The following is a 22404-nucleotide window of genomic DNA, read 5'->3' as shown; positions in this document are numbered from 1 at the left end:
CAAAAAAGTAAATGTACACTTTATCTTAAAATTTCTAACAAAATAAATTGATTTAGTTGCTTGCCATATAATTGAAAATTATCATCGGACACCAACAAAAGTGATGGATTGCCGTTTTCTAAAACAGGCCCCAAAGTAATTCCTTCTATATTGTCTATAAATTGATGTGATAATTTTTCTTTTTCTGTATCAAAATTTAATAGTAAACGTTTTTTTAGTGGAATGTAATTTTTACTTTTTAAACTATCTACAACTATCACATTAGTAGATTTTTCTGTAATAATTGCTTCAAATATTCGAACTATATTACCATAAGAACCATAACCGCTTTGGTAAGTTCTCTCTACAATAAAAAAGGTATTGCTGTTATATTGTAAAATTGCTGTTGCTCCGTTTAAATTTACCGCTCCTTTTGCTGGTTTTGTAATGTGTTCTAATTCATATACAAACTGCTTGGTAGCTTTTTTAAGGTTTTTATCAAAATAAGTAACTCTAACCGGTGCAGCTTTTTTTACAAAAGTTGGTGCCTCTCCATCTGCTTTTAATGGAGCTTCCATAATTGCCCAAAACCCTTTTTTGTCGGTACTTTCTGCAGCCCCTTCAAAAGCAGCATTATGCATGATATTGCCTGTTTTAGTAAAGCCTTTTGGTAACTGAAAATCCGAAATAAAATTTCCTTTTAAATCCGACTTAAAAATTGTGGGGTTTTTACCTTGTTGTATATTTCCTTCGCTAGAAAAATAAATCTCTTGCTTGGTTTCATCAATAAAAATAGTTTCTAAATCGAGTGCATTTTGTGTGTAAAAAGAATGTAAACTGTCTTTTAATGAAGTTACTTCTAAAAAATTAACACTTGAAATGGTATCTTTTTCAATTGAAATTGTAGCTTTTAAAAAACGTGGTTTTTTTGCATCATCAACAACAAAAAAATAAGTGTCGTTCAATTTATCTACGGCAGAAAGACCACCGATAGTAGTATTGTTAAATTGAATACTGTCTTGCAAAATAAATTCGCTTACAAAATTTAAAGCAAGGTCGTTTTTAGTTTTACAAGCTGTAAAAACTAGTATAAAAAAAAGACAATAAACGTATCTTTTCATATTTTTTCGTGGTCTTGTTAATTTGCTGTTGTTTTTATTACTTCCCTATCACTTTTACTCTTTTTCTTAAAAGAATATTTCCAGCACCAAAAATAAGTAATCCGGCTATTACAAATCGCAAACTAATAGTACTCGAGATAATAATACCGGCAATAAAAATCATTGTCAGCACGGTTAACAATTCTAAAATACCAATTTTAATTATTGTTTTTGATTTTACAGTTTTCATGAGCGCTTAGCTTTTTAGAGTTTTCTCCTATTATCGTCAGATTTTGTATCTATTAACTTATTGTAAGGATCTACACCTACCTCTAGAGGTTTTTCGTTTACAATAATTGTTAATTTATTATGAATTTGTGTAATCTTATGTTTCTTTAAATAAAGTATTTTTTCCCTTTTTTTACCTGCAACATCCTCGGTCGTAAAAATACCTATATCTATGTAATCTGCTAGCGGAACAGATAAAACTTCTTTAGATAATTCATTTTTTTTCGAGCGCAAAGTGTCGCCCACTTTTTCACCATAATATTTTTTGCCTTTTTCGTCATTTCTATATTTAGAAACTTCAAACTCTATATCTACTTGATATTTTCCGTTTTCTAATGCTTTAGAAGTAGCTTTAGTAACGCTATTTTTATACAAAGTAATGGTTTCAAACATGTCCTTTAAAGCATATTGTAAAGAATCTGGAGTAGCTTCTTTTAAGTAAGATAACATTTCTACAGAGGTAGTATATGGTGGCTCTTGAAATTTCACTTTCTTTACAAACTTTTTAAGCGCGCTATTTACCTCTTTTTCTCCAATATAATCGCTTAAAGCATAAAACACTAAAGAGCCTTTTTGATAGTGAATGTATCCTTGACCATCGTTATACATTAAAGGCTTCTCTCGTTTAGTTTCGAAAGTTCTTTGCATTAAATAATTATCTAACGCATCTTTTAAAAATGTTCGCATTTTTTCTTTACCATGCTCTTTTTCTAAAACTTTTAGCGCAACATACTCAGAAATACTTTCAGATAGCATTGTGGCTCCTAAAACATCTGCACCAATTACCTGATGCGCCCACCACTGATGAGCCAGTTCATGCACTGTAATTGCAAAAGGATAGTCTACACCACTATCATCATCTTCATCTACATCTGCAATAAAACCAAGACCTTCAGAGAACGGAATAGTATTAGGGAACGATTGTGCAAAAGTACCTTTTGTTCTTGGAAATTCTATAATTCTTACTTGTTTATGTTGATAAGGACTAAAATTTTCTGAATTATATGCCAACGATGCTTTGATACCTTTAAACATTCGTTCTAAATTAAAAACATGAGGCTTGTGGTAATAAATTTCTAAGGCTACACCTTTCCAAGTATCTTTTTTTACTTGATATTTCGCAGAATTAAAAGCATAAAAATTTAATATTTTACTATCCATTTTATAATGAAAATACTTCCTATCTCCTTCTATCCATTCTTTTTGTAGATATCCTGGCGCAATGGCTATTTGATCTTTTGATGTAGAAACAGTTGCTTCAAAATCTATCCAATCGGAATCTCTAGAAATATAGGTATTTCCTAATGCCAAAGAATCTGTGGGTAAAGGTTTTAAATTGTTTTCTGGTAAATCATACTTTTTTCTTGTCTGATTATCTCTTAATTCTCCGGCAGAAGAATACCCTAGACTAGGAAAAATTGTAAAATTGTTAATAAATGTTCCATTCTCATTAATAACAGAACCAGTAACAAAAGTTTTACTTTTTTTGTTTTTTACAGAAACATGTAACGTTACAGTATCACCTGGTTGAATTTTATTTTTAAAATGATAAATATCAAAATGAAAAACAGTATCCTCTAATACCAATGTATTTGGTTTGTTAAACTTAAAGGTACTTTCTAAAGAATTATGATTTAAGAAAACACTATCGATTGGTACATTGGTTTTATTGATTAATGTAAAAACAGCACTTGCTTTAAAGGTTCTCGTTTTAGGGTAAATATCCATATTTGCACTTACTGCAACTACTCTTGGTTGTTGGTAGGTTTCAAACTTTTTATAAGTTTTTTCCCATTTTACAGCATCTAGTTCTGCTTGTTTGGCAGCACTATTTTTACTTTTGGACTTTGTTTCTCCGTAAATGGTAAATCCTAAAGAAACAAAAGCAATAAAAACTATAAGAAAACTTACTTTATAAAAATTAGTAAAACGTATTTTGGCGGTATAAATTCTTTCTGCAAAAGAACTCGAAACCCCTCGTTTCCAAAATAAAACACTTGCTATTAACAATAAAATACCAGCTAATATCCAATATGTTTTATATAATAAATAGGGCTGTAAAGCGGCTCCATAACCGTTCATATCCGAATAACTAAAACCAGGTCCGGCATTGTACTTAAAAATAAACTGTTCGATACCAATTAATGAGAGAAAAGGCGTACCCACAGCGATTATTAATAAAATAAACAGTCCTAAATATTGATTTTTAACCAACGTTTGAATAAAAATTGCTAAAAAGGCCCAAACTAAATAATTTAAAAAATCTAACAAATATAGTTCTTGTAAGTAATGCCAAATTTCGAAGTTATAGTAACCATTATACGTTTGATATAAAATACCAGAAACAAAAATAACAGCCAATAATACAAACTGCATTTTAACAAGCGCAATTAGCTTCGAAAAAAGCAATACCCAATTTGGTATTGGTGCACTATCTATTAAATGGCTCATTTTGGCTGTAGAGGCTCTTTGCACCAAAACACCTGCATATAAAAAAGTACATAGATTTATTATTAATGAACTAAAAACGTTTCCACCAGCAAGCATTTGCCAAGTAACTGGTAGTGTTTTTGTACCAAAAATTTCACCCACTGTAAACAAAGAACCTATCAATAGTAAAATACCTACTACCAAAATTGAAATAAAAGGCATACTTTTAAAAATAAACTTAAAATCTACTTTAGAAAGGTGCCACATTGCCTTTAATTGACTTTTAAAAGTATAATTATGAGTTACTTTTGGCAAGTCTATTTTAGTAATGCCATTAAAGTTACTTTTGGTAACCCTTGCTCCTTTTGATTTTCTAAAAGATATTGAAATAGCATTCTGACTAAATTTAAAATATTTGTAAACAAATCCGAATATTACAGAAGAAATTAGCAACCACAATAATCTGTTGTAAATTATCAGTTCTTTTATTGGAATTTGCAACTCGTTTTGTTCTGAAACTGTCCAATATTTTGTGTAATAAGATACTGCTGCATCTCCAAAAGGATCTAAATATGCTAAAATTACTGCTTGTTCCGGATCAGAAAAAACACTGCTTACAACTCCTTGTGCAAACATTAGTATAATAACAGTTATAAAGCCTGCAGCAATGTTTCTCGAAAAAGTAACAATAGCAAACACTACTGCTCCAAAAAACAATACGTTAGGTAAAATAAAAAATAAATAGGTTTGTAAATAAGTGAGGCCATTAAAATCTCCTACAATTTCGGCGTTAGTGCCAGGAAATCGAAAGCCAATAATCATTCCCAAAGCAATAGCAAGAACTATAATTGTTACCACAAAAATTGCACTAAAAAACTTCGCAAAAAGGTAATTTGCTTTTGTAAAAGGGTATGAAAATAAAATTGTATGCATTTCACTTTTAAAATCTCTGTAAATTGAAACACCAATGATAGAAGGAAATAAGAAGAAAATAAAAATAGTAAGTGCGCCAAACAATCCAGAAACACCTGTGGGAGAATTTACAATTCTTGATGAGCCAGTTGTTCCTGTAATTCCGTCCCAAATACCTGCAGAAGTGGCTGCTAAAAAAAATGCTAATAATAAAAATATAGCTGTATAAATGTAAAATGCTGGTTTGTAAAACCAATATTTTAACTCTTGTTTAAATATTGTTAAAAACATTAATTGTCTGTTTTGTGTTGTTAAATGTTCGTGATAGCATAACTCTTTTAAAAGAAAAGAATTAGGCTAGCACAGGATCATCTTTTCTTAGGGCAATAAAGTAAACATCGTCTAATTGAGGTGCAACACCAATAAAGTCATCCGAAGGTTTCTCTGTGGCATATACTCGAATATTTAGCGTATTATCTTGATTAAAACTTCTAGACAAAACAGTATAATCTTGCAAATGTTTGTCTAACATTTCTTTGTCTATTTTTTTAGACCAAATAGTACCCTCTAATTCTTTTGCTGCTTCTAAAGGTGTTGTATGTTTTAAAATTTTACCTCCATTTAAAATAGCCATATCATTACATAGTTCCTTAACATCTTCTACAATATGTGTCGAAAATATAACAGTACAATTGGCACCAACCTCTCTTAAGACATTTAAAAAACGATGCCTTTCTGCTGGGTCTAAACCAGCTGTTGGCTCATCTACAATAATTAATTTAGGATTATTTAATAACAACTGCGCAATCCCAAATCGTTGTTTCATACCTCCCGAATAACCGGCTACATTTTTATGCCTAACATCATATAAATTAGTAATTTCTAACACTTCTCTTACAATAGCCTCTTGTTCTTTTTTTGAGCTAACACCTTTTAAAGTAGCAAAATAGACCAATAACTCTTGTGCAGACATTTTAGGGTAAACACCAAATGATTGTGGTAAATAACCTAGTACTTTTCGTAAAGACATATTGTCATTTAATACATCTATGTCTCCGAAAGAAATTTCTCCCGAATCTGGCTCTTGTAATGTAGCAATGGTTCTCATTAAAGACGATTTTCCTGCGCCATTTGGCCCCAACAACCCAAACATTCCTGTTCCTATTTCAATACTCAAATTATCAATAGCCTTAACACCGTTTTTATAGGTTTTTGTTAAATTTTTAATCACTAATTTCATCTATATTGTTTATTATTATAATGTTTCTTTTATTTGAATGGATGATGATTTTGTAAGATTACCAAAAACAGTACTTTGCTCAAATCTTATTATTAAAACATCATAATTGCTCTTGTTTAATAACTGCTCATGTACGTGGTTTTTTATAAACTCAGAATAAACAATTAAAAGGCTATCTGATACAGAAAAAATATCTTGCTTTTTAAATGTTAAACGAACCCTTTTCTCTGCATTGCCAATCATTCCTTTTTTAGTAGAAAATCCGATTGATAATTTTTCGTAATCGAATTTTTCTTTAAAAACTTCTTCCATCCCTTCTTGACCAATTTTGAACGTTGGAAAATTATTAGCTACAATTGTTTCTTTTTCATTGCAGCCAATAAAAACAAAAAAAATAAATACTGTCGTTATAAATAGCCTATTGTTTTTCAACTTTTTCTTTTTAAAGTTACAAACTTCTAAAGAAGTTATTTTTATGATTATTTTAGTTAAATTCCTAAAAATTCGTTTTATTTTTACAGAAATCAATAAAAATATAATTTTTATAAATATATAAATAATGACAGGAAAATCAATCTTAAATAACAAATCGTTAGATTTTTTAGCAAAATACTTAAATAATGCGGCTCCTACTGGTTACGAATGGGAAGGTCAAAAAATTTGGATGGACTACCTAAAACCATATGTAGACACCTTTATAACAGATACTTATGGTACAGCTGTTGGTGTTATAAACCCAGATGCAAAATATAAAGTTGTAATAGAAGGGCATGCAGATGAAATATCTTGGTATGTAAATTACATTTCAGATAATGGACTTATTTATGTGATTAGAAATGGTGGTTCCGACCATCAAATTGCACCAAGTAAAGTAGTGAATATACACACTAAAAAAGGAATTGTTAAGGGCGTTTTTGGATGGCCAGCAATTCATACAAGAGACAAGTCTAAAGAAGAACCGCCAAAGCCAGATAATATTTTTATAGACACCGGTTGTGCTACTAAAGAAGAAGTAGAAAATCTGGGAGTACATGTTGGTTGTGTTATTACTTACCCAGATGAGTTTCATGTTTTAAACGGCAACAAGTTTGTTTGTAGAGCTTTAGATAATAGAATGGGAGGTTTTATGATTGCAGAAGTTGCCAGATTGTTAAAAGAGAATAAAAAGGAAATTCCTTTTGGGCTATATATTACAAACTCTGTACAAGAAGAAATTGGTTTAAGAGGTGCAGAAATGATAACGCAAACCATAAAACCAAATGTTGCCATAGTTACCGATGTAACTCACGATACTACAACACCAATGATTGATAAAAAATCTGCTGGGCATTTAGAAATGGGTAAAGGACCAGTTATAGCTTATGCACCAGCTGTTCAACAAAAATTACGTGATTTAATTACAGAAACTGCCGAAGCTAAAAACATTCCTTTTCAAAGATCGGCATTATCAAGAGCCACTGGTACAGATACAGATGCCTTTGCTTACAGTAATGGTGGCGTAGCTTCTGCATTAATTTCTTTACCACTACGCTACATGCACACAACTGTAGAAATGGTTCATAGAGAAGATGTAGAAAATGTAATAAAAATGATTTATGAAACTTTGCTACAAATTAAAAACGGAGACTCATTTTCTTATTTTGAATAAGCTATTGCGAAGTTAGTCTTAAAAACATCTTATTTTTTTGGTTGTAATAAAACTTAAACGAAGAGATAAATAATAGTTAAATTTCGAACCCTTCAGATTTTTAAAAACCTGAAGGGTTTTACTTAAACAAAAGAAAATAAGGTCTTCCTTTTAAAAATAATCTATTACTGTAAACTTTTACAATAACTTTTTTAGATTTGATTAAATATGATAACGGATTTTAAAACAGATATAGTTAACACCAAATCCTACAAAAGCAAGTACTCAATTCCTTTTGGATTGTTTTATATTGCCTCTTGTTTTTATTTATTGTTTATTCCATCAGAAAACCAAATACTAACTCTTAAAATAATTAGTCTTATAGTAATTTTATTGAGTGCTTATTTTCTTTTTGAGGTATCATTTATAAAGCCTAAGGTTATTGGCATGTTAAAAATTAACGAAAAACAGATTACTATATCTTCAAAGGAAACTGTAACTATTACTGTTGATGAATTAGATCATATCTATTTAAAATATTCAGATTATGGTAGCTGGAAAACTCATTCTATTTACGGCAATAAAAATTACCTAAAAATTACTTCTAAGAATGGTAAAAAATATCAATTAGAAATACTTATTAGAAACGAGAAAGAAAAAAACAAGCTAAAAAGAATCACAGACTATTTTTCAAAAAAGGATCAGTTTAGTATGACAAATATTAATAACCCAAAAACCAAGTTTTGATACTAAATTAAATTCACACTTTAAAAGTTTGATATACAATTTGTTAAAAAAACAAATATTCTTTTTTATGGATGAACTCATAGATATTTTAACTGCTGAAGGAAAGCCAACAGGTAAAACAGCTCTGAAATCTGAAGCGCATAAACACGGTTGGTTTCACGCTACAGTTCATATTTGGCTTTTTACTTCTGATGAAAAAATTCTTCTTCAACAAAGAGCTATCACCAAAAAAGTTTTTCCCGGAATTTGGGATATCTCTGTTGCTGGACACATTTTAGCTGGAGAAAACCAATTTAATGCAGCAAAAAGAGAAATATTTGAAGAAATTGGACTTAAGTTAGAAGAAGAAGAACTGATTAAAATTGGCACTAGAATTCACCAGGTTTCTCATAAAAACGGAATCATAGACAATGAACACCATCATATTTTTATTGCCGAATTAAAGGTACCTATAAATAAATTAGTAATGCAACCTGAAGAAGTTGCTGGTTTGCAGTTATTTGATTTAAACGTTTTAAAAGAAACAAAAAACCTCGAAAACGTTCTGCTTCCGAGGTTTCATGATTATTATGTTTCTGTTTATGATAAGATTATTAAGCACTTAAACAAACTATAATTTATTTACTTTACCGGCTTTTCAAAAAAAGCTGCATCTAATTTTTCTGTGCTAATTAGTGGTAAAGAAAACTTTACAGGTTTTTTTGAGGGTTTTATAGGATTTCCTTTGGCATTTGTAGTAAACCAAACAATCTCTTTAGGTAACAGTATACCGTCTACATTTTCCCAAACATCATACTTTATTAAATGATAATCATCACTTTTCTTTTTAGAGTTAAAAGTTACAGTGTATGCCAACCATTCCATTTGGTGTGTCTTTGGATTATAATATACAATATAATTATCATCTGGCGATGTACCAACATTTAAGGCATACGAAATTTTAAACCCAGGATAATGGTTGCCCTCAAAAACTAAATCATCTACTTTTTCATAGGTAATACCATCATCTGCTAACACAAATGGCATTGCATAAAAGTAAAAATACAAGTTATAGTAAAAATCTTTATTGCTTTTAAAAGAATTATTTTCTGTCTCATGCAACCAAACATCTTTTCCATTAAAACCTAAGGAATATTTAGGGGTATTTATTACTGTCTTTCGCGATTTTAAATCTACCGTATGTACCTCTTCACCTTTATTAAAGGATAAAGTGTGTAATTTTTTCCATGATGATAAACGACCATGAGCATCGAAAATTCTGGAAATTTCTGATGGATATGCTACTTTTTCTTCAGTTATACTGCTCTTAGAAGTATGGGTAGATTTTACTTCTTTCTTACAAGAAGCTAAAAAAATTACACAAATTATAACTAGTGTTTTTTTCATCATTTAAAATAATTTGAGTTTTAAGTCGGCAACTTACTACAAAACTAACAAACTTGTTACCTAAAATTACTAAAACTACAATCTATTATCTATAATTTTTTGCACACATTCGGGATTTAATAATGTAGAAACATCACCCAAATTATCAATCTCATTAGAGGCAATTTTTCGTAGAATTCTTCTCATAATTTTACCAGAACGTGTTTTTGGTAAGCCTTCTGAAAACTGAATTTTATCTAGCTTCGCTATCGGGCCTATTCTGTCTGAAATTAATTGATTAATTTCTTTCTTCAAATTATCGTGATTTCTACTTTCTCCTACCCCTTTTAAGGTAATATAACCGTACAATGCACTTCCTTTTATATCATGCGGAAAACCAACAATAGCACTTTCTGAAACTGCTGGATGTTCATTTATAGCATCTTCAATTGGTGCCGTACCTAAGTTATGACCAGATACAATAATTACATCATCTACTCTACCCGTTATTCTGTAATAACCCACTTCATCTCGAAGCGCGCCATCTCCAGTAAAATATTTATTTTCATAAGCAGAAAAATAAGTTTCCTTATAACGCTGATGATTTCCCCAAATGGTTCTTGCCATACTTGGCCATGGAAATTTAATACACAATCTACCACTTACCTGATTTCCTTTTAACTCGTTACCTTCTTCATCCATCAAACAAGGCTGTACGCCAATAAACGGCAAAGTAGCGTAAGTAGGCTTTGTGGGAGTTACAAAAGGAATCGGCGTAATCATCATTCCGCCAGTTTCTGTTTGCCACCAAGTATCTATAATCGGACTTTTATTTTTACCAATAGTATCATTATACCAATGCCACGCTTCTTCATTTATGGGCTCTCCAACAGAACCTAATACTTTTAAAGAAGACAAATCATATTTGTCTACCAACTCTGTTCCTTGTTTTGCTAATGCTCTAATGGCAGTTGGCGCTGTATAAAATTGATTGATTTTGTGCTTTTCTACAATTTGCCAAAAACGTCCAAAATCTGGATAACTAGGAACTCCTTCGAATAAAACTGTAGTTGCGCCGTTTGCTAATGGTCCGTAAACAATGTAAGAATGTCCTGTTATCCAACCAATATCTGCCGTACACCAATATACATCATTCTCGGTATATTGAAACGCATTTTTAAATGTATAAGCGGTATAGACCATGTAGCCACCAGTGGTGTGAACCATTCCTTTTGGTTTGCCAGTTGAGCCAGATGTATACAAAATAAACAACGGATCTTCTGCATCCATTATTTCTGCTGGGCATTCGTTTGATGCATTATCTAAAAGTGGTTGTAACCACACATCTCTACCTTCTTTCATAAACACCTCGGCACCTGTTCTTTTTGCTACGAGTACGGTGGTTACATTAGGACAACTATCTAATGCTTCATCTACAATTCCTTTTAAATCTATTGCTTTCGAACCTCTAAAAGAACCATCGGAAGTAATAACCATTTTACAATCTGAATCGTTAATTCTGGTTGCTAATGCTGTGGCAGAAAACCCTGCAAAAACCACAGAATGTATGGCTCCAATTCGAGCACAAGCTAAAGTTGCTATGGCTAATTCAGGAATCATAGGTACGTAAATACAAACTCTATCTCCCTTTTTAATTCCGTTTTCTTTTAAAACATTCGCAAACTTATTTACACGCTTATAAAGTTCGGAATAAGTAATATGTTCAGAAGGCTCGTCTGGATTATTAGGTTCAAATAAAATAGCCGTTTTATTGCCTCGAGTTGTTAAATGACGGTCTATACAGTTTTCTGTAATGTTTAATTTTGCTCCTTTAAACCAATTAACTGATGGTTTTTTAAAATCCCATTCTAAAACAGAATCCCATTTTTTTCTCCATAGAAAATGTTCTTCGGCAACTTCTTCCCAAAAATTCTCTGGCTCTCTTACAGATTTTCTGTAAACCTGATAGTATTCTTCTAAATGTTTGATGTGATAATTACTCATGATTTTTTATTTTTATATAATGTAAGGTGCTCCCTAATTATAGATAAGTTTTAAATTTTATGTTAAGTATAATGTGGTTATACGAAGTTTTTATTTCTTCTTTTTAGAACTAAATAGACCAAACCAATGAGGGTTTAACACCTTCATTTTTATGAGTGACCAAACTATTAGTAATAAGGAGATACCAATAGCTACAGATTGTATTGGAGTTGCATTGATTGCTTTTTCAAATTGAATGCGATAAAAAAGAGATACAATAATATAGATGGTAATTAAAACATCTGAAACTGTACCATTAAGTTGAAATTTCATGTCTTTAAATTTTAATTAAACATTAACTTGTTTGCACACAAAACCAATATTTAAATAAAGTCTAAAGGACTTACTATGTTAATAATTCTTTTATTTCTTGCACTATTTTTTTTACAGAAAAAGGCTTTATCAAATATTTGTCAGCTCCAAGTTTAATACCTTTTTCTATGTCTGAAGCTTTATTTTTTGCGGTTAAAAAAACTACTTTAGTATTCTCTAACCGATTTTTACTTTTAATAAACTTAATAGTTTGGTAACCATCTACTTTAGGCATCATTACATCTAACAAAACAACATCTAACATATTGTTCTCTAAAATTTCTAAAGCCTCGCTACCATCTCTTGCAATAAACACCTCAAAATTTTGCTTTTTAAAGGCATATTCTAAAGTCATAACAATGTTAGGCTCGTCGTCAACTATTAATATTTTTCTTTTCATTTGTTACGCGTTACAATTTACTAATAAGGAATTTTAAAAACAAGGGTTACACCATTTTTTTTATTGTTTATGGCCCATATTTTTCCTTTATGTCTCTCAATAATTTTTTTTGAAATTGCCAATCCTAGGCCGCTTCCTTGAGGCTTAATAGTATTTTGATTTTTCGATTGGTAAAACTTATCAAAAATAAATTCTAAATCTTCTTCAGGAATCTTTTTCCCATTATCTGTAACACTTACCTCTAAAAACCCCGCTATTAAGCGACAATTAATATCAACTTTCCCTTCTATAGGCATACAAAACTTTATGGCGTTAGATAATAAGTTTGTTAATACTTGTAGTATTCTGTCTTCATCATAAGTTAAGTAAAAGTCTTCTTTATCATCGAAAAAAAGTTGTACGTTCTTTTTGTTGGCTATTTGAGAAATACTGTTTAACGCCTTTAAAATGGTATCTTTAATATTTAAATATTCGAGCTGTAAATAATCTCTTTCTGAAGAAAGTTTTTCAAAATCTAAAATGTTAAAAATTAAACGAGACAACCTATCAGAATCTTGCAAAATATTTTGCAAAAATTGAGTTCTCATCTTTACTGGCATTTTTTTATCATCAATAATTAATTCTGTAGCAGCTCTAATACCGGTTATAGGAGTTTTTAATTCATGAGCAACTGTATCTAAGAATTCATTTTTTTGATGATCTTGCGCAATTAAGTTTTCATTCGCCTCTTTTAGCTGACTTGCCAAACTAGATAATTCATTAGATTTTTCTGTTAACAATTTATTTATAGTGTTAGCTTCTTTAGATTCCTCTAATATTTTAAGCACTTCCACTAAACTTATTTCCTCTTCTTTAATAACACTTGCTATTAAAATTTTTGCAGATGAGCTTCCAATACTTCCTGTTAACAGCTTTTCTGAAAAATTTATTAAACGTGCATCTGCTAACTGAGTGTCTTTGGGTAATTTATACTTTGTAAAAAATATAGAGAGAGCTCTTGCGGTTCTTTTTTCTCCAAGAAATTTAACTAAAATATTTCTAATATCTGCAACATATGCCTCTCCCTTCCAAACCAATACACCGTCTTGCAACTTTGTATAATTTTCTGAATCGACAAACATTTCGGCATAGTTTCGTTCTCTATAATTACCCTTATAAATTAAGGAAACAATTAGATAACATATTGTGTTTAAAGAAATACTCCAAAAAAAAGCATGCACTGGAGGTGTAAAAAAATCAATTCCAAAAAGAGCATTTGGTTTTAAAAACTCTAGGCCAAATAAACCGTTATTAGTAAAATTTTTAGAGTTCGTAAAAGCTTCTAGTATAAAAGGTAAAATTAAAGTATACGAGGTAATTAAAAAACCTACAATTATTCCAAAAATTGCAGCTTTGGCAGATCCTCTGTTCCAAAAAAGACCAATAAAAAAAGAGGGAGCTAGTTGAGCTATAATTACAAAGGATATTAATCCTATTGAAAATAATGATAGTTCTACAGAAAAATTATAGTAAAATCCGTAGGCAAGAATGATAATTAAAAAAATTGCTACTCGTCTAATACTTTTTATGTATGTAGAATTTCTTTCAGGACGATTTCTAATAAATTTATCTAAAAACCCATACGGAATAACGAGGTTATTACTCACCATTGTAGAAAGGGCTAATGTAGAAATTACGACCATTGATATTACTGCAGACAAGCCACCTAAAAACACCAATAAAGTTAAAAGGATATGTCCGTTTTTTAAAGGTAGTAATAAAGCAAAATATTCTGCATTTATTTCTTTATCAAAAGATAAACTTCCTCCCCATGCAATAAAAATTACAAAAAAATTAAATATCAAAAGATATAATGGAAATAACCAAATTGCCTTTTTAAGATGTTTCTCTCTGTTATTTTCTAAGACTGTTACTTGAAACTGTCTTGGCAACAAAAAAATTGCAAAAAAAGATAACATCATCATAAAAAACCAGTTAAAACCAGCTTCTAAGCTTGTTATCGATACCAAACCCTTAAAATTAACTCTTTCTGAAATTTGGTTATATATATCTTGAGTACCATCAAATAAATAAAAGGTAACATAACCTCCGATAATAAGAAAAAAAACTAATTTTAAAACAGACTCAAATGCTACGGTAGCAATTATACCTCTATGTTTGTTAGAAGCATCGGTGTTTAGTGTTCCGAATAATGCTGCAAAAATAGCCAGTAATACGGCTATATAAAACGTAGAGTCTTCGAAAATATTCGTTGAAACATAGCTAGTATCGTCAGTAACAATTTCAAAGGTATCTGAAACTGCTTTTAACTGTAATGAAATATATGGTAGCGTTCCTATAAGGCAAATTAAGGTTACTAATGCTCCTAAAAACCTACTATTTCCGTATCTTAATGAAATAAAATCTGCTAAAGTTGAAATTTTTTGTTGCTTAGATATTCTAATGATTTTACGCAATAAAAGTATCCATAAAGGCGCAGCTATAACTGGGCCTAAATAAATTGTTAAAAAAGTAATACCAGAATTTGCAGCGATACCTACACTTCCGTAATACGTCCAAGCAGAACAGTATACAGCCAGTGATAATGAATAAATATAAGAATTGTTTACCCACTTACTTTTGCCTTTTTTCTCTGCTATAAAAGCGATGTAAAACAACAGAAATAAATAAAGAATTATGATAAAAAAAAGCGAGTAATTACTCATAATATCTTTTTAAAATTACATATGAAATCACAACAGATAAAAGCCAAATTAAAAAAATTGAGAAATATAAAACAGGGAACCCTAAAATGTTACCATCCAAATTAAAAATCAATATAAACGGTACGTTAAAAAGTAGCAATAATGCTAATGAGAGTACTACTAGTTTTTGTTCGTGTCTTTTTTTCATTCTAACTTTATTATCGATAAATATAACAAAAAACAGTGTTATAAAAATAACACTGTTTTAAAAGAATACTTTAACTACTCCTTAATGATCTGATGCTTCTCCTGCACCAGACGGAATTCTGATATTTTCTACTAAATCTTGCACATGAACTGGTGGTGCTGCTGTTAATCTAGAAACTACAACAGAAATCACAAAATTTACCATCATTGCCACTGTTCCAAATCCTTCTGGAGATATACCAAACCACCACTCGCTTGCAGGTGGTTTATCTCCTAGCCAACCTAGTTTGTATTTTGCCATATAGTAAAACATGAGTCCCAAACCAACAATCATTCCGGCAATTGCTCCTTCTTTATTCATTCTTTTATCAAAAATACCCAAAACAATTGCTGGAAAAAAAGATGCAGCTGCTAAACCAAAGGCTAATGCTACCACGGCGGCGACAAAGCCCGGTGGATTAATACCGAAATACCCTGCTACACATACAGCTACTGCAGCACTTAACCTTGCAGCAATCAACTCTCCTTTTTCGCTAATATCTGGTTTTAGAATTTTCTTAAATAAATCGTGAGAAATAGAAGACGCTATTACTAACAATAAACCAGCTGCGGTAGATAATGCTGCGGCCAAACCACCAGCTCCTACAAGAGCAATCACCCAATTTGGTAATTGTGCAATTTCAGGATTTGCTAGTACCATAATATCCCTATCAATAACAAGTTCATTTTTATCTACATCTGCCAAGTATTGTATAACACCGTCCTTATTTTTATCATCAAATTCTAACAAACCTGTTTTTTCCCAATTACTAAACCATTGTGGCATATCTGTGTATTTTTCATTACTAACAGTTTCTACTAAGTTTACTCTAGCAAATACTGCAACCGCAGGAACAGTGGTGTATAAAATTGCAATGAATAACAGTGCCCATCCAGCGGACTTTCTAGCATCTCTAACATTTGGTACTGTAAAAAAACGAACAATAACGTGAGGTAAACCAGCTGTTCCTGCCATAAGTGCTAGTGTAATTGCAAAAACATCTATCATAGATTTTTCTCCTGATGTATATTCTGCAAAACCAAGCTCTCTGTGTAAACCATCCAACTTATCTAATAAATAAACACCATCTGCAGTTGTTCCGCCAAACCCTAATTGTGGAATTGCATTTCCAGTCATTTGAATTGATATGAAAATTGCAGGCACCATAAACGCAAATATTAAAACACAATATTGTGCTACCTGTGTATAGGTTATCCCTTTCATTCCTCCTAGTACAGCATAAAAAAGTACAATCGCCATACCAATGTATACGCCTGTATCTATATCTACTTCTAAATACCTTGAGAAAACGATTCCAACACCTCTCATTTGCCCTGCAACATATGTAAATGATACTATTAGTGCTGCAATTACAGCAACCACTCTTGCTGTATCTGAGTAATACCTATCTCCTATAAAATCTGGAACTGTAAATTTTCCAAACTTTCTTAAATAAGGCGCCAATAAAAGTGCCAAAAGCACATAACCACCTGTCCAGCCCATTAAATAAACTGAGCCATCATAACCTCCAAAAGATACTATTCCGGCTAGCGAAATAAAGGAAGCTGCAGACATCCAATCGGCAGCAGTTGCCATTCCGTTAATAATTGGTGGTACACCGCCACCCGCTACATAAAACTCTTTAGATGAGCCTGCTCTTGCCCAAATTGCAATTCCGATGTATAGTGAAAAGGATAGTCCTACTAGAATCCATGTCCATGTTAATATTCCCATGATATATATTTTTTTATTAATTAATGTTTTATTCGTCTACTCCGTATTTCTTATCCAATTTGTTCATCAGTTTCATATATACAAATATTAAAACTACAAACACGTATAAAGAGCCCTGTTGTGCAAACCAAAAGCCTAACTTAAACCCTCCTAGTTTAATTTCATTTAATTGTTCTACTAATAGTATTCCGAATAAAAAGGAAACTATAAACCATATAGATAACAGAAATGCTAAATATTTGAGGTTCTCTTTCCAGTATTTTTTCATTTGATCTTTGTTTGACATAATTTTTGTTTTTATAGATAAATCATTGCTTGAAGTGATAATATATTTGTAGTTAACGAACCGAAAGATTGTTTTTTATACTCTAAGGTTAATTTAGAGTGATGTCCACTCATATAGGCATTAACTCCTACACCCAAAATATTTCTTTGATCTTGAACAGCGTCATAATTATTTAAGCCATAAGAAACATAAGGTTGGAATCTAGTTTTATAAACATCACCAGCAAAAACATAACCCACATGTGAGTAAAACATTGAACCAGAACCGTAGGCACTAAATAAATAATTACTTCCATAATTGTTAGACTGAAAAGTTGTGTAGGCGGTAATTGCACTCCCATCATCTGAGAGTGGCGTATCATAAAATGCATCTAATGCAAAAATTGAAACATCTTCTCCAACCAGCTTACCATTAGTATTTTCAAGTACCGCTCCATTGGGATGAGCAAAAAATCCTGCACCAATATTAAATACTTTTTTACCACCTAAATAGCTACCAACCTTGTAAGGAAGAAAATTGGACTCTTCGTTTAAAAAGTGATATTCAAAATACCCTGCAAATGTTTTACCTGCTTTTTTTGTTCCTAATAAATTTGCCCCTCCGTAAACTGCATTTCCAGACCCCGCAACAGGCAACCTGGCATCTAATCCATTTACAATAGCATCATTTACCGCTATTCTATATTGAAGTTTACCAAATTTTCCTTTCGCAAAAATTCCCATATGCCTAGCAAATTGATCAGATAACCCAATAGTAGACCAAGATTGTCTATTATTGTCTAATGTCATCATATTAAGTGTGCTTTGATTATTTAATCTAGAAATTCCATTAAAATAATGTAAGCCACCACCTACAGTATGGTTTTCTGCAATTTTATATTGTACCCAAACATCATGCATAAATAGCTGAGCACCATCTCCTTTACCTAAAGGATGCATACTTTCGTTATGAAGGCTATTAAGTCCAAAATGAGTAAGAATTAAAAATTTACTTGAAATCTGAGAGAACATCAAAACTCTGGCTCTTCTTAAATTGAAACTTGTTTCACTAGAATTTAAAACAGGTTCGTTATTAAAATTTGCTTGAAATTGAGCCCAAGAAATAATTCGCAGATATTTTTTTCCTTCAGAATCGAAAGTAAATTTAAGTCCGCCATTATAGTCAGGAGAACCTTGAGAGTAAAAACCTTGTAGGAATAAAATAGTTAAACCTACAAGGATAATGGTTGATTTTTTCATTGATTTTTAAAGTTTAATTAATGAAATATTAGTTTTGTGTGCTCGACTAAATTCAACTAAAAAAAACTTTAAAAAAAAATATATATACTAAAACGTTAACTTAATATAGTTAATCTTTAAAACGCTCCCATTTAATAAGCATAAACTTATCCCCTAACTCTGTAACTAAAACACCAGCTCCCTTCACTTTACTACTATCTTTGAAAAATTCTGACAACTCTTGAGCACTTAATATCTTATAAACAGGATGATAATGTGTATTGTAAGGTCTTTTAATATTATACTTTTTAACCCAATTCATAACACTCACGTGAGAAACCCCAAGTATGCGCTCGATCTCCCTGTAAGTTAACCCTTCTAAATAGAGCTGTAACGCCTTATTAACGTAATAATCATCAATCTTCTTACCAAGCTTACCAACTGTATAATAATAGCTACACTTTTTACACTTATAACGCTGTCTTTTATTGATGATACCACTCTTTATGTAGTATTCTGAACCGCAATTTGGACAAGGATTATCTATCATATATATAAAATTAGCATAAATATATTAATTTAGCAAAATATTTTAGATTTATTTTACTGAAAAAGAAATAATTACTAGTATTTACTATATAAATGGCTTTATTTTTATAATTTCTGTAAGTTCGCTCTGTGAAATGTAAATAAATGATACTCGAATTTTTAACAATTTTAGAAAATGAATGGTGGGTAATTTTACTATTTTTAATAGTTGCCATTATATATGCCTCTGTGGGATTTGGTGGTGGTTCTAGCTATTTAGCTATTTTAGCACTCAGTGCTATGGCATATACAGAAATAAGAGCTATGGCACTAATATGCAACATAGTTGTTGTATCTGGCAACGTACTTATATACCAAAAGCAAAAAATACTTGAGTGGAAAAAAATTATTCCACTTGTAAGTCTCAGTATTCCGTTTGCATATCTTGGCGGATTTCTAAAAATTAATGAATACGTTTTCTTTACCTTACTAAGTATAACATTGCTTTTTGCTGCATTTACCATGTGGTTTTCTACGGTAACAGAAGTTACATCATCAATTAACAAAAAAAACGATACGGTAAAAAATAGTTTATACGGAGCCATTGTAGGTTTTTTATCTGGAATGGTAGGTATTGGAGGAGGCATATTTTTGGCTCCGTTGCTGCATGTTACAAGATGGGATATTTCTAAAAAAATTGCTGCAACGGCAAGCTTTTTCATTTTGGTAAATTCTATTGCTGGCTTGTTCGGACAGTTTACAAATTCTAATTTTGTCCTAAACTGGAAACTGACAATAATATTAGCTTTTACAGTTTTTATTGGCGGACAAATAGGTGGAATTTTAAGTGCTAAAAAACTTTCTGCCGTTCAGCTTAAAAAAGCTACAGCACTTTTAATTGCATTTGTAAGCATTCGAATTTTGTGGAAAGTTTTTCTAACTTTTTAAATTTACAATTTGTTTAACATAATTTTCATATAGTTAAACAATATAGTTTATTAAATTTGTTATCTGTAAATTAAAACATTCGTTTACTTCTAATTTTATAAATAAGAAGTTTTTTGGTTGATTGATGAGCCACTGTTTAAGCAGTGGCTTTTTTTTAAGCTAACTCCGCAAGACTGTCTTGTACACGTTGTATTATAATTTGAATAATTCGCCTATTTAATTCCGAGGAATTTATTGCGTAAAAATGGTATTCCTCTGTTGTAAACTGACCGATTATACAACCAATAGTTTGATTTTTAAAACTAATATCTTTTGTAAAAACACCTTTAATACGTTCTCTTTTTTTGGGGTCGGTAAGGGATAAAAAATCTACTTTTTTATTTATAATATACCTATTAAAAGTAGCTATTAATAAACTATGTTGCATTTTTATTACTGGTCGTAGGGTATTATTTTGAAAAGCTTCTACCGAAGTCATATTTTCCCTTTCTAAACCTTTTAAAACTGGTCTTTGCTTATTCATCGTCCAACAATTTAGTTAATTCTAACTCGAAATCATACTGTAAATCTTCGTGTAACTTAGCTATTGCTTTCTGAATCATTCTTACTTGTGTTTCAAAAATACTAAGCAAACGGGTACTTCTTTTTATAGAAGGTTTTAACTCTTTTAACTTCGTACAAAAATATAATAATAGTGCTGCTTCTGTTTCTTTTTTCTTGGAATAACGAATATGCTTTTTTATTGATGTTAAAATTTTACGAACACTTTTTCTGATATAATAAAAGCTATAAGTATTTATAGTATTAAATTGTTCATCTATCTCTTCTTTAATCTTTTCTACATAAGCATCTTCATCTAAAGATTCGAACATTAAATAAGTAAGTAATTCTTTATTCTCTTTCTTGAATCTTGCCAAATGTAAACATAACTCCTTAAGTTCATAAGCAGACTTATGCCCTAATTCATCTTTCAGTTGTTTGATAGTTACTGCCTTCAAAATTATTTTTTTTAATCCAAAAAAAAAGCCTTACTAATTATATTAATAAGGCTTTTTTTTATTTGTTATTATTGTTCGCTTGGCATTAGAACTACTTCATTTACGTCTGCATCGTAATCTACACCCGGAACTTTAAATCCGAATAAATTATAAAAATCGGTGCTATACCCTTCTAAATCTCCAATTTCTGGTAAATTATCTGTAGTAGCACTTTTCCAGAGTTTAACAACTTCCTCTTGTACGTCAGATCGCATTTCTAAATCATCAATACGAATTCTACCTTTATCATCTAAAGAAATATCTCCTCCATACAAACGTTCGCTATACAAACGTTGTATTTGCTCTATACATCCTTCATGAATCCCTTTGGCCTTCATCACCTTATATAGCAATGAAATATACAAAGGAATAACAGGAATAGCTGAACTAGCTTGAGTTACCAATGCTTTATTAACGGAAACATATGCTTTTCCTTTTATTGATTTTAATGCATCTGAAATTTCAAAAGCAGTTTTTTCTAGATGATCTTTAGCAGCTCCAATTGTTCCGTTTCTATATACTGGCTTTGTAACTTCTGGGCCAATGTATGAATACGCAACAGTTGTTGCGCCATCTGCCAATAAATTATTGTCATTTAAAGCATCCATCCACATTTTCCAATCTTCGCCACCCATTACAGTAACAGTATTTTCAATATCCTCTCCCTCTGCAGGGTTAATAGAAATTTCTGAAACTACACCTGTATGAAAATCTACCGTTTTATTTGTAAAAACTTCTCCGATTGGTTTTAATACAGATTTGTACCTTTTACCTGAAACGGGATGTGTTCTAACAGGTGATGCTAAACTATAGATAACCAAATCTACCTGACCTAAATCTTCTTTAATAAGCGAAGCTACTTGCGCTTTAATATCATTTGAAAACGCATCTCCATTAATACTTTTTGCATATAAACCAGCTTTGTGTGCTTCAGTTTCAAAAGCAGCTGTGTTATAATAGCCCGGAGAACCTGGCCTTCCTTCGGTGGCTGGTTTATCAAAAAATACACCAATGGTAGCCGCATCAGAACCGAATGCACTTGTTATTCTAGATGCCAAACCAAAACCTGTAGAGGCACCAATTACTAAAACTCTTTTAGCTCCTTCTATTTTTCCTTTAGATTGTACATACGCTATTTGATCTTTAACATTTTGCTCGCAACCTGTAGGATGAGAGGTTAAACAAATAAACCCTCTTGTTCTTGGTTCTATTATCATTATAAGTTGTTTTTATTTAAAGTATATTTTTAATTTGTAATTGTTTTTTTTCAAATACAAATG

The 22404-nt window shown here is 31.0% G+C and carries 21 protein-coding genes; 4 read left to right on the top strand and 17 right to left on the bottom strand.

Annotation, left to right across the window (positions count from 1 at the left end; translation table 11 throughout):
- Positions 1–20: 20 nt before the first annotated feature.
- The 5 genes from WHD54_RS10785 to WHD54_RS10765 all read right to left on the bottom strand — a co-directional run bounded on the left by WHD54_RS10785 (position 21) and on the right by WHD54_RS10765 (position 6381).
- Entirely contained in the window at positions 21–1100 is a 1080-nt protein-coding gene (locus WHD54_RS10785; RefSeq protein ID WP_088323415.1) for an esterase-like activity of phytase family protein, read from the bottom strand.
- 37 nt (positions 1101–1137) lie between these two features.
- The gene (locus tag WHD54_RS10780) at positions 1138–1329 is read right to left on the bottom strand and encodes a hypothetical protein (RefSeq protein ID WP_088323416.1); all 192 of its coding nucleotides are present in this window, start codon (positions 1327–1329) and stop codon (positions 1138–1140) included.
- A gap of 14 nt (positions 1330–1343) precedes the next feature.
- Positions 1344–5000 (bottom strand): ABC transporter permease/M1 family aminopeptidase, encoded by a 3657-nt coding sequence (locus tag WHD54_RS10775; protein WP_088323417.1) that lies wholly within the window; start codon positions 4998–5000, stop codon positions 1344–1346.
- Positions 5001–5061: 61 nt separating this feature from the next.
- Positions 5062–5949, bottom strand: coding sequence for an ABC transporter ATP-binding protein (locus WHD54_RS10770; RefSeq protein WP_088323418.1), 888 nt, complete (start codon positions 5947–5949; stop codon positions 5062–5064).
- A 15-nt stretch (positions 5950–5964) separates the two neighbouring features.
- Positions 5965–6381 (bottom strand): hypothetical protein, encoded by a 417-nt coding sequence (locus tag WHD54_RS10765; RefSeq protein ID WP_143744240.1) that lies wholly within the window; start codon positions 6379–6381, stop codon positions 5965–5967.
- Between the two features lie 127 nt (positions 6382–6508).
- Here WHD54_RS10765 and WHD54_RS10760 point away from each other — a divergent pair, with 127 nt between their 5' ends.
- The 3 genes from WHD54_RS10760 to WHD54_RS10750 all read left to right on the top strand — a co-directional run bounded on the left by WHD54_RS10760 (position 6509) and on the right by WHD54_RS10750 (position 8939).
- A complete protein-coding gene (locus WHD54_RS10760) occupies positions 6509–7597 on the top strand; it encodes a M42 family metallopeptidase (RefSeq protein WP_088323420.1) in 1089 nt (362 codons plus the stop codon).
- Positions 7598–7804: 207 nt separating this feature from the next.
- Positions 7805–8323, top strand: coding sequence for a hypothetical protein (locus tag WHD54_RS10755; RefSeq protein ID WP_088323421.1), 519 nt, complete (start codon positions 7805–7807; stop codon positions 8321–8323).
- 67 nt (positions 8324–8390) lie between these two features.
- Positions 8391–8939: an NUDIX hydrolase gene (locus WHD54_RS10750; RefSeq protein WP_088323422.1), complete on the top strand. Its 549-nt coding sequence runs from the start codon at positions 8391–8393 to the stop codon at positions 8937–8939.
- Positions 8940–8944: 5 nt separating this feature from the next.
- Here WHD54_RS10750 and WHD54_RS10745 read toward each other — a convergent pair whose 3' ends face one another.
- The 9 genes from WHD54_RS10745 to WHD54_RS10705 all read right to left on the bottom strand — a co-directional run bounded on the left by WHD54_RS10745 (position 8945) and on the right by WHD54_RS10705 (position 19161).
- Positions 8945–9712, bottom strand: coding sequence for a DUF6503 family protein (locus WHD54_RS10745; protein WP_233130972.1), 768 nt, complete (start codon positions 9710–9712; stop codon positions 8945–8947).
- A gap of 72 nt (positions 9713–9784) precedes the next feature.
- Positions 9785–11692 carry an acetate--CoA ligase gene (gene acs, locus WHD54_RS10740; RefSeq protein ID WP_088323424.1) on the bottom strand — a complete coding sequence of 636 codons (1908 nt, stop codon included), beginning with the start codon at positions 11690–11692 and terminating at the stop codon, positions 9785–9787.
- Positions 11693–11782: 90 nt separating this feature from the next.
- Positions 11783–12004, bottom strand: a complete 222-nt coding sequence (locus WHD54_RS10735) for a hypothetical protein (RefSeq protein ID WP_088323425.1) — start codon at positions 12002–12004, stop codon at positions 11783–11785.
- Between the two features lie 73 nt (positions 12005–12077).
- The gene (locus WHD54_RS10730) at positions 12078–12443 is read right to left on the bottom strand and encodes a response regulator (protein ID WP_088323426.1); all 366 of its coding nucleotides are present in this window, start codon (positions 12441–12443) and stop codon (positions 12078–12080) included.
- A 20-nt stretch (positions 12444–12463) separates the two neighbouring features.
- Positions 12464–15148 (bottom strand): sensor histidine kinase, encoded by a 2685-nt coding sequence (locus tag WHD54_RS10725; protein ID WP_088323427.1) that lies wholly within the window; start codon positions 15146–15148, stop codon positions 12464–12466.
- Positions 15149–15416: 268 nt separating this feature from the next.
- Positions 15417–17108, bottom strand: a complete 1692-nt coding sequence (locus WHD54_RS10720) for a sodium:solute symporter family protein (protein ID WP_088323429.1) — start codon at positions 17106–17108, stop codon at positions 15417–15419.
- A gap of 28 nt (positions 17109–17136) precedes the next feature.
- Complete coding sequence (locus tag WHD54_RS10715; protein ID WP_088323430.1) at positions 17137–17394, bottom strand: DUF4212 domain-containing protein; 258 nt, start codon at positions 17392–17394, stop codon at positions 17137–17139.
- An 11-nt stretch (positions 17395–17405) separates the two neighbouring features.
- On the bottom strand, positions 17406–18632 hold the full coding sequence (locus tag WHD54_RS10710; RefSeq protein WP_088323431.1) for a hypothetical protein: 1227 nt from the start codon (positions 18630–18632) through the stop codon (positions 17406–17408).
- Between the two features lie 109 nt (positions 18633–18741).
- Entirely contained in the window at positions 18742–19161 is a 420-nt protein-coding gene (locus WHD54_RS10705) for a transposase-like zinc-binding domain-containing protein (RefSeq protein ID WP_088323432.1), read from the bottom strand.
- Positions 19162–19304: 143 nt separating this feature from the next.
- Between WHD54_RS10705 and WHD54_RS10700 the strand changes: the two genes are divergently transcribed.
- The gene (locus tag WHD54_RS10700) at positions 19305–20087 is read left to right on the top strand and encodes a sulfite exporter TauE/SafE family protein (RefSeq protein WP_088323433.1); all 783 of its coding nucleotides are present in this window, start codon (positions 19305–19307) and stop codon (positions 20085–20087) included.
- 154 nt (positions 20088–20241) lie between these two features.
- Here WHD54_RS10700 and WHD54_RS10695 read toward each other — a convergent pair whose 3' ends face one another.
- The 3 genes from WHD54_RS10695 to fabV form a co-directional block, all read right to left on the bottom strand.
- Complete coding sequence (locus WHD54_RS10695) at positions 20242–20610, bottom strand: glyoxalase (RefSeq protein ID WP_088323434.1); 369 nt, start codon at positions 20608–20610, stop codon at positions 20242–20244.
- Positions 20603–21085: a hypothetical protein gene (locus WHD54_RS10690; protein WP_088323435.1), complete on the bottom strand. Its 483-nt coding sequence runs from the start codon at positions 21083–21085 to the stop codon at positions 20603–20605. Before WHD54_RS10690 ends, WHD54_RS10695 begins: the two co-directional genes overlap by 8 nt.
- 68 nt (positions 21086–21153) lie before the next feature.
- On the bottom strand, positions 21154–22341 hold the full coding sequence (gene fabV, locus WHD54_RS10685; RefSeq protein WP_088323436.1) for an enoyl-ACP reductase FabV: 1188 nt from the start codon (positions 22339–22341) through the stop codon (positions 21154–21156).
- Positions 22342–22404: the final 63 nt, after the last annotated feature.

The organism is Polaribacter tangerinus (assembly GCF_038024095.1).
Lineage (GTDB): Bacteria > Bacteroidota > Bacteroidia > Flavobacteriales > Flavobacteriaceae > Polaribacter > Polaribacter tangerinus.
The sequence above is the reverse complement of the archived record's forward strand: the minus strand, read 5'-3'. Positions and strand labels throughout refer to the sequence as shown.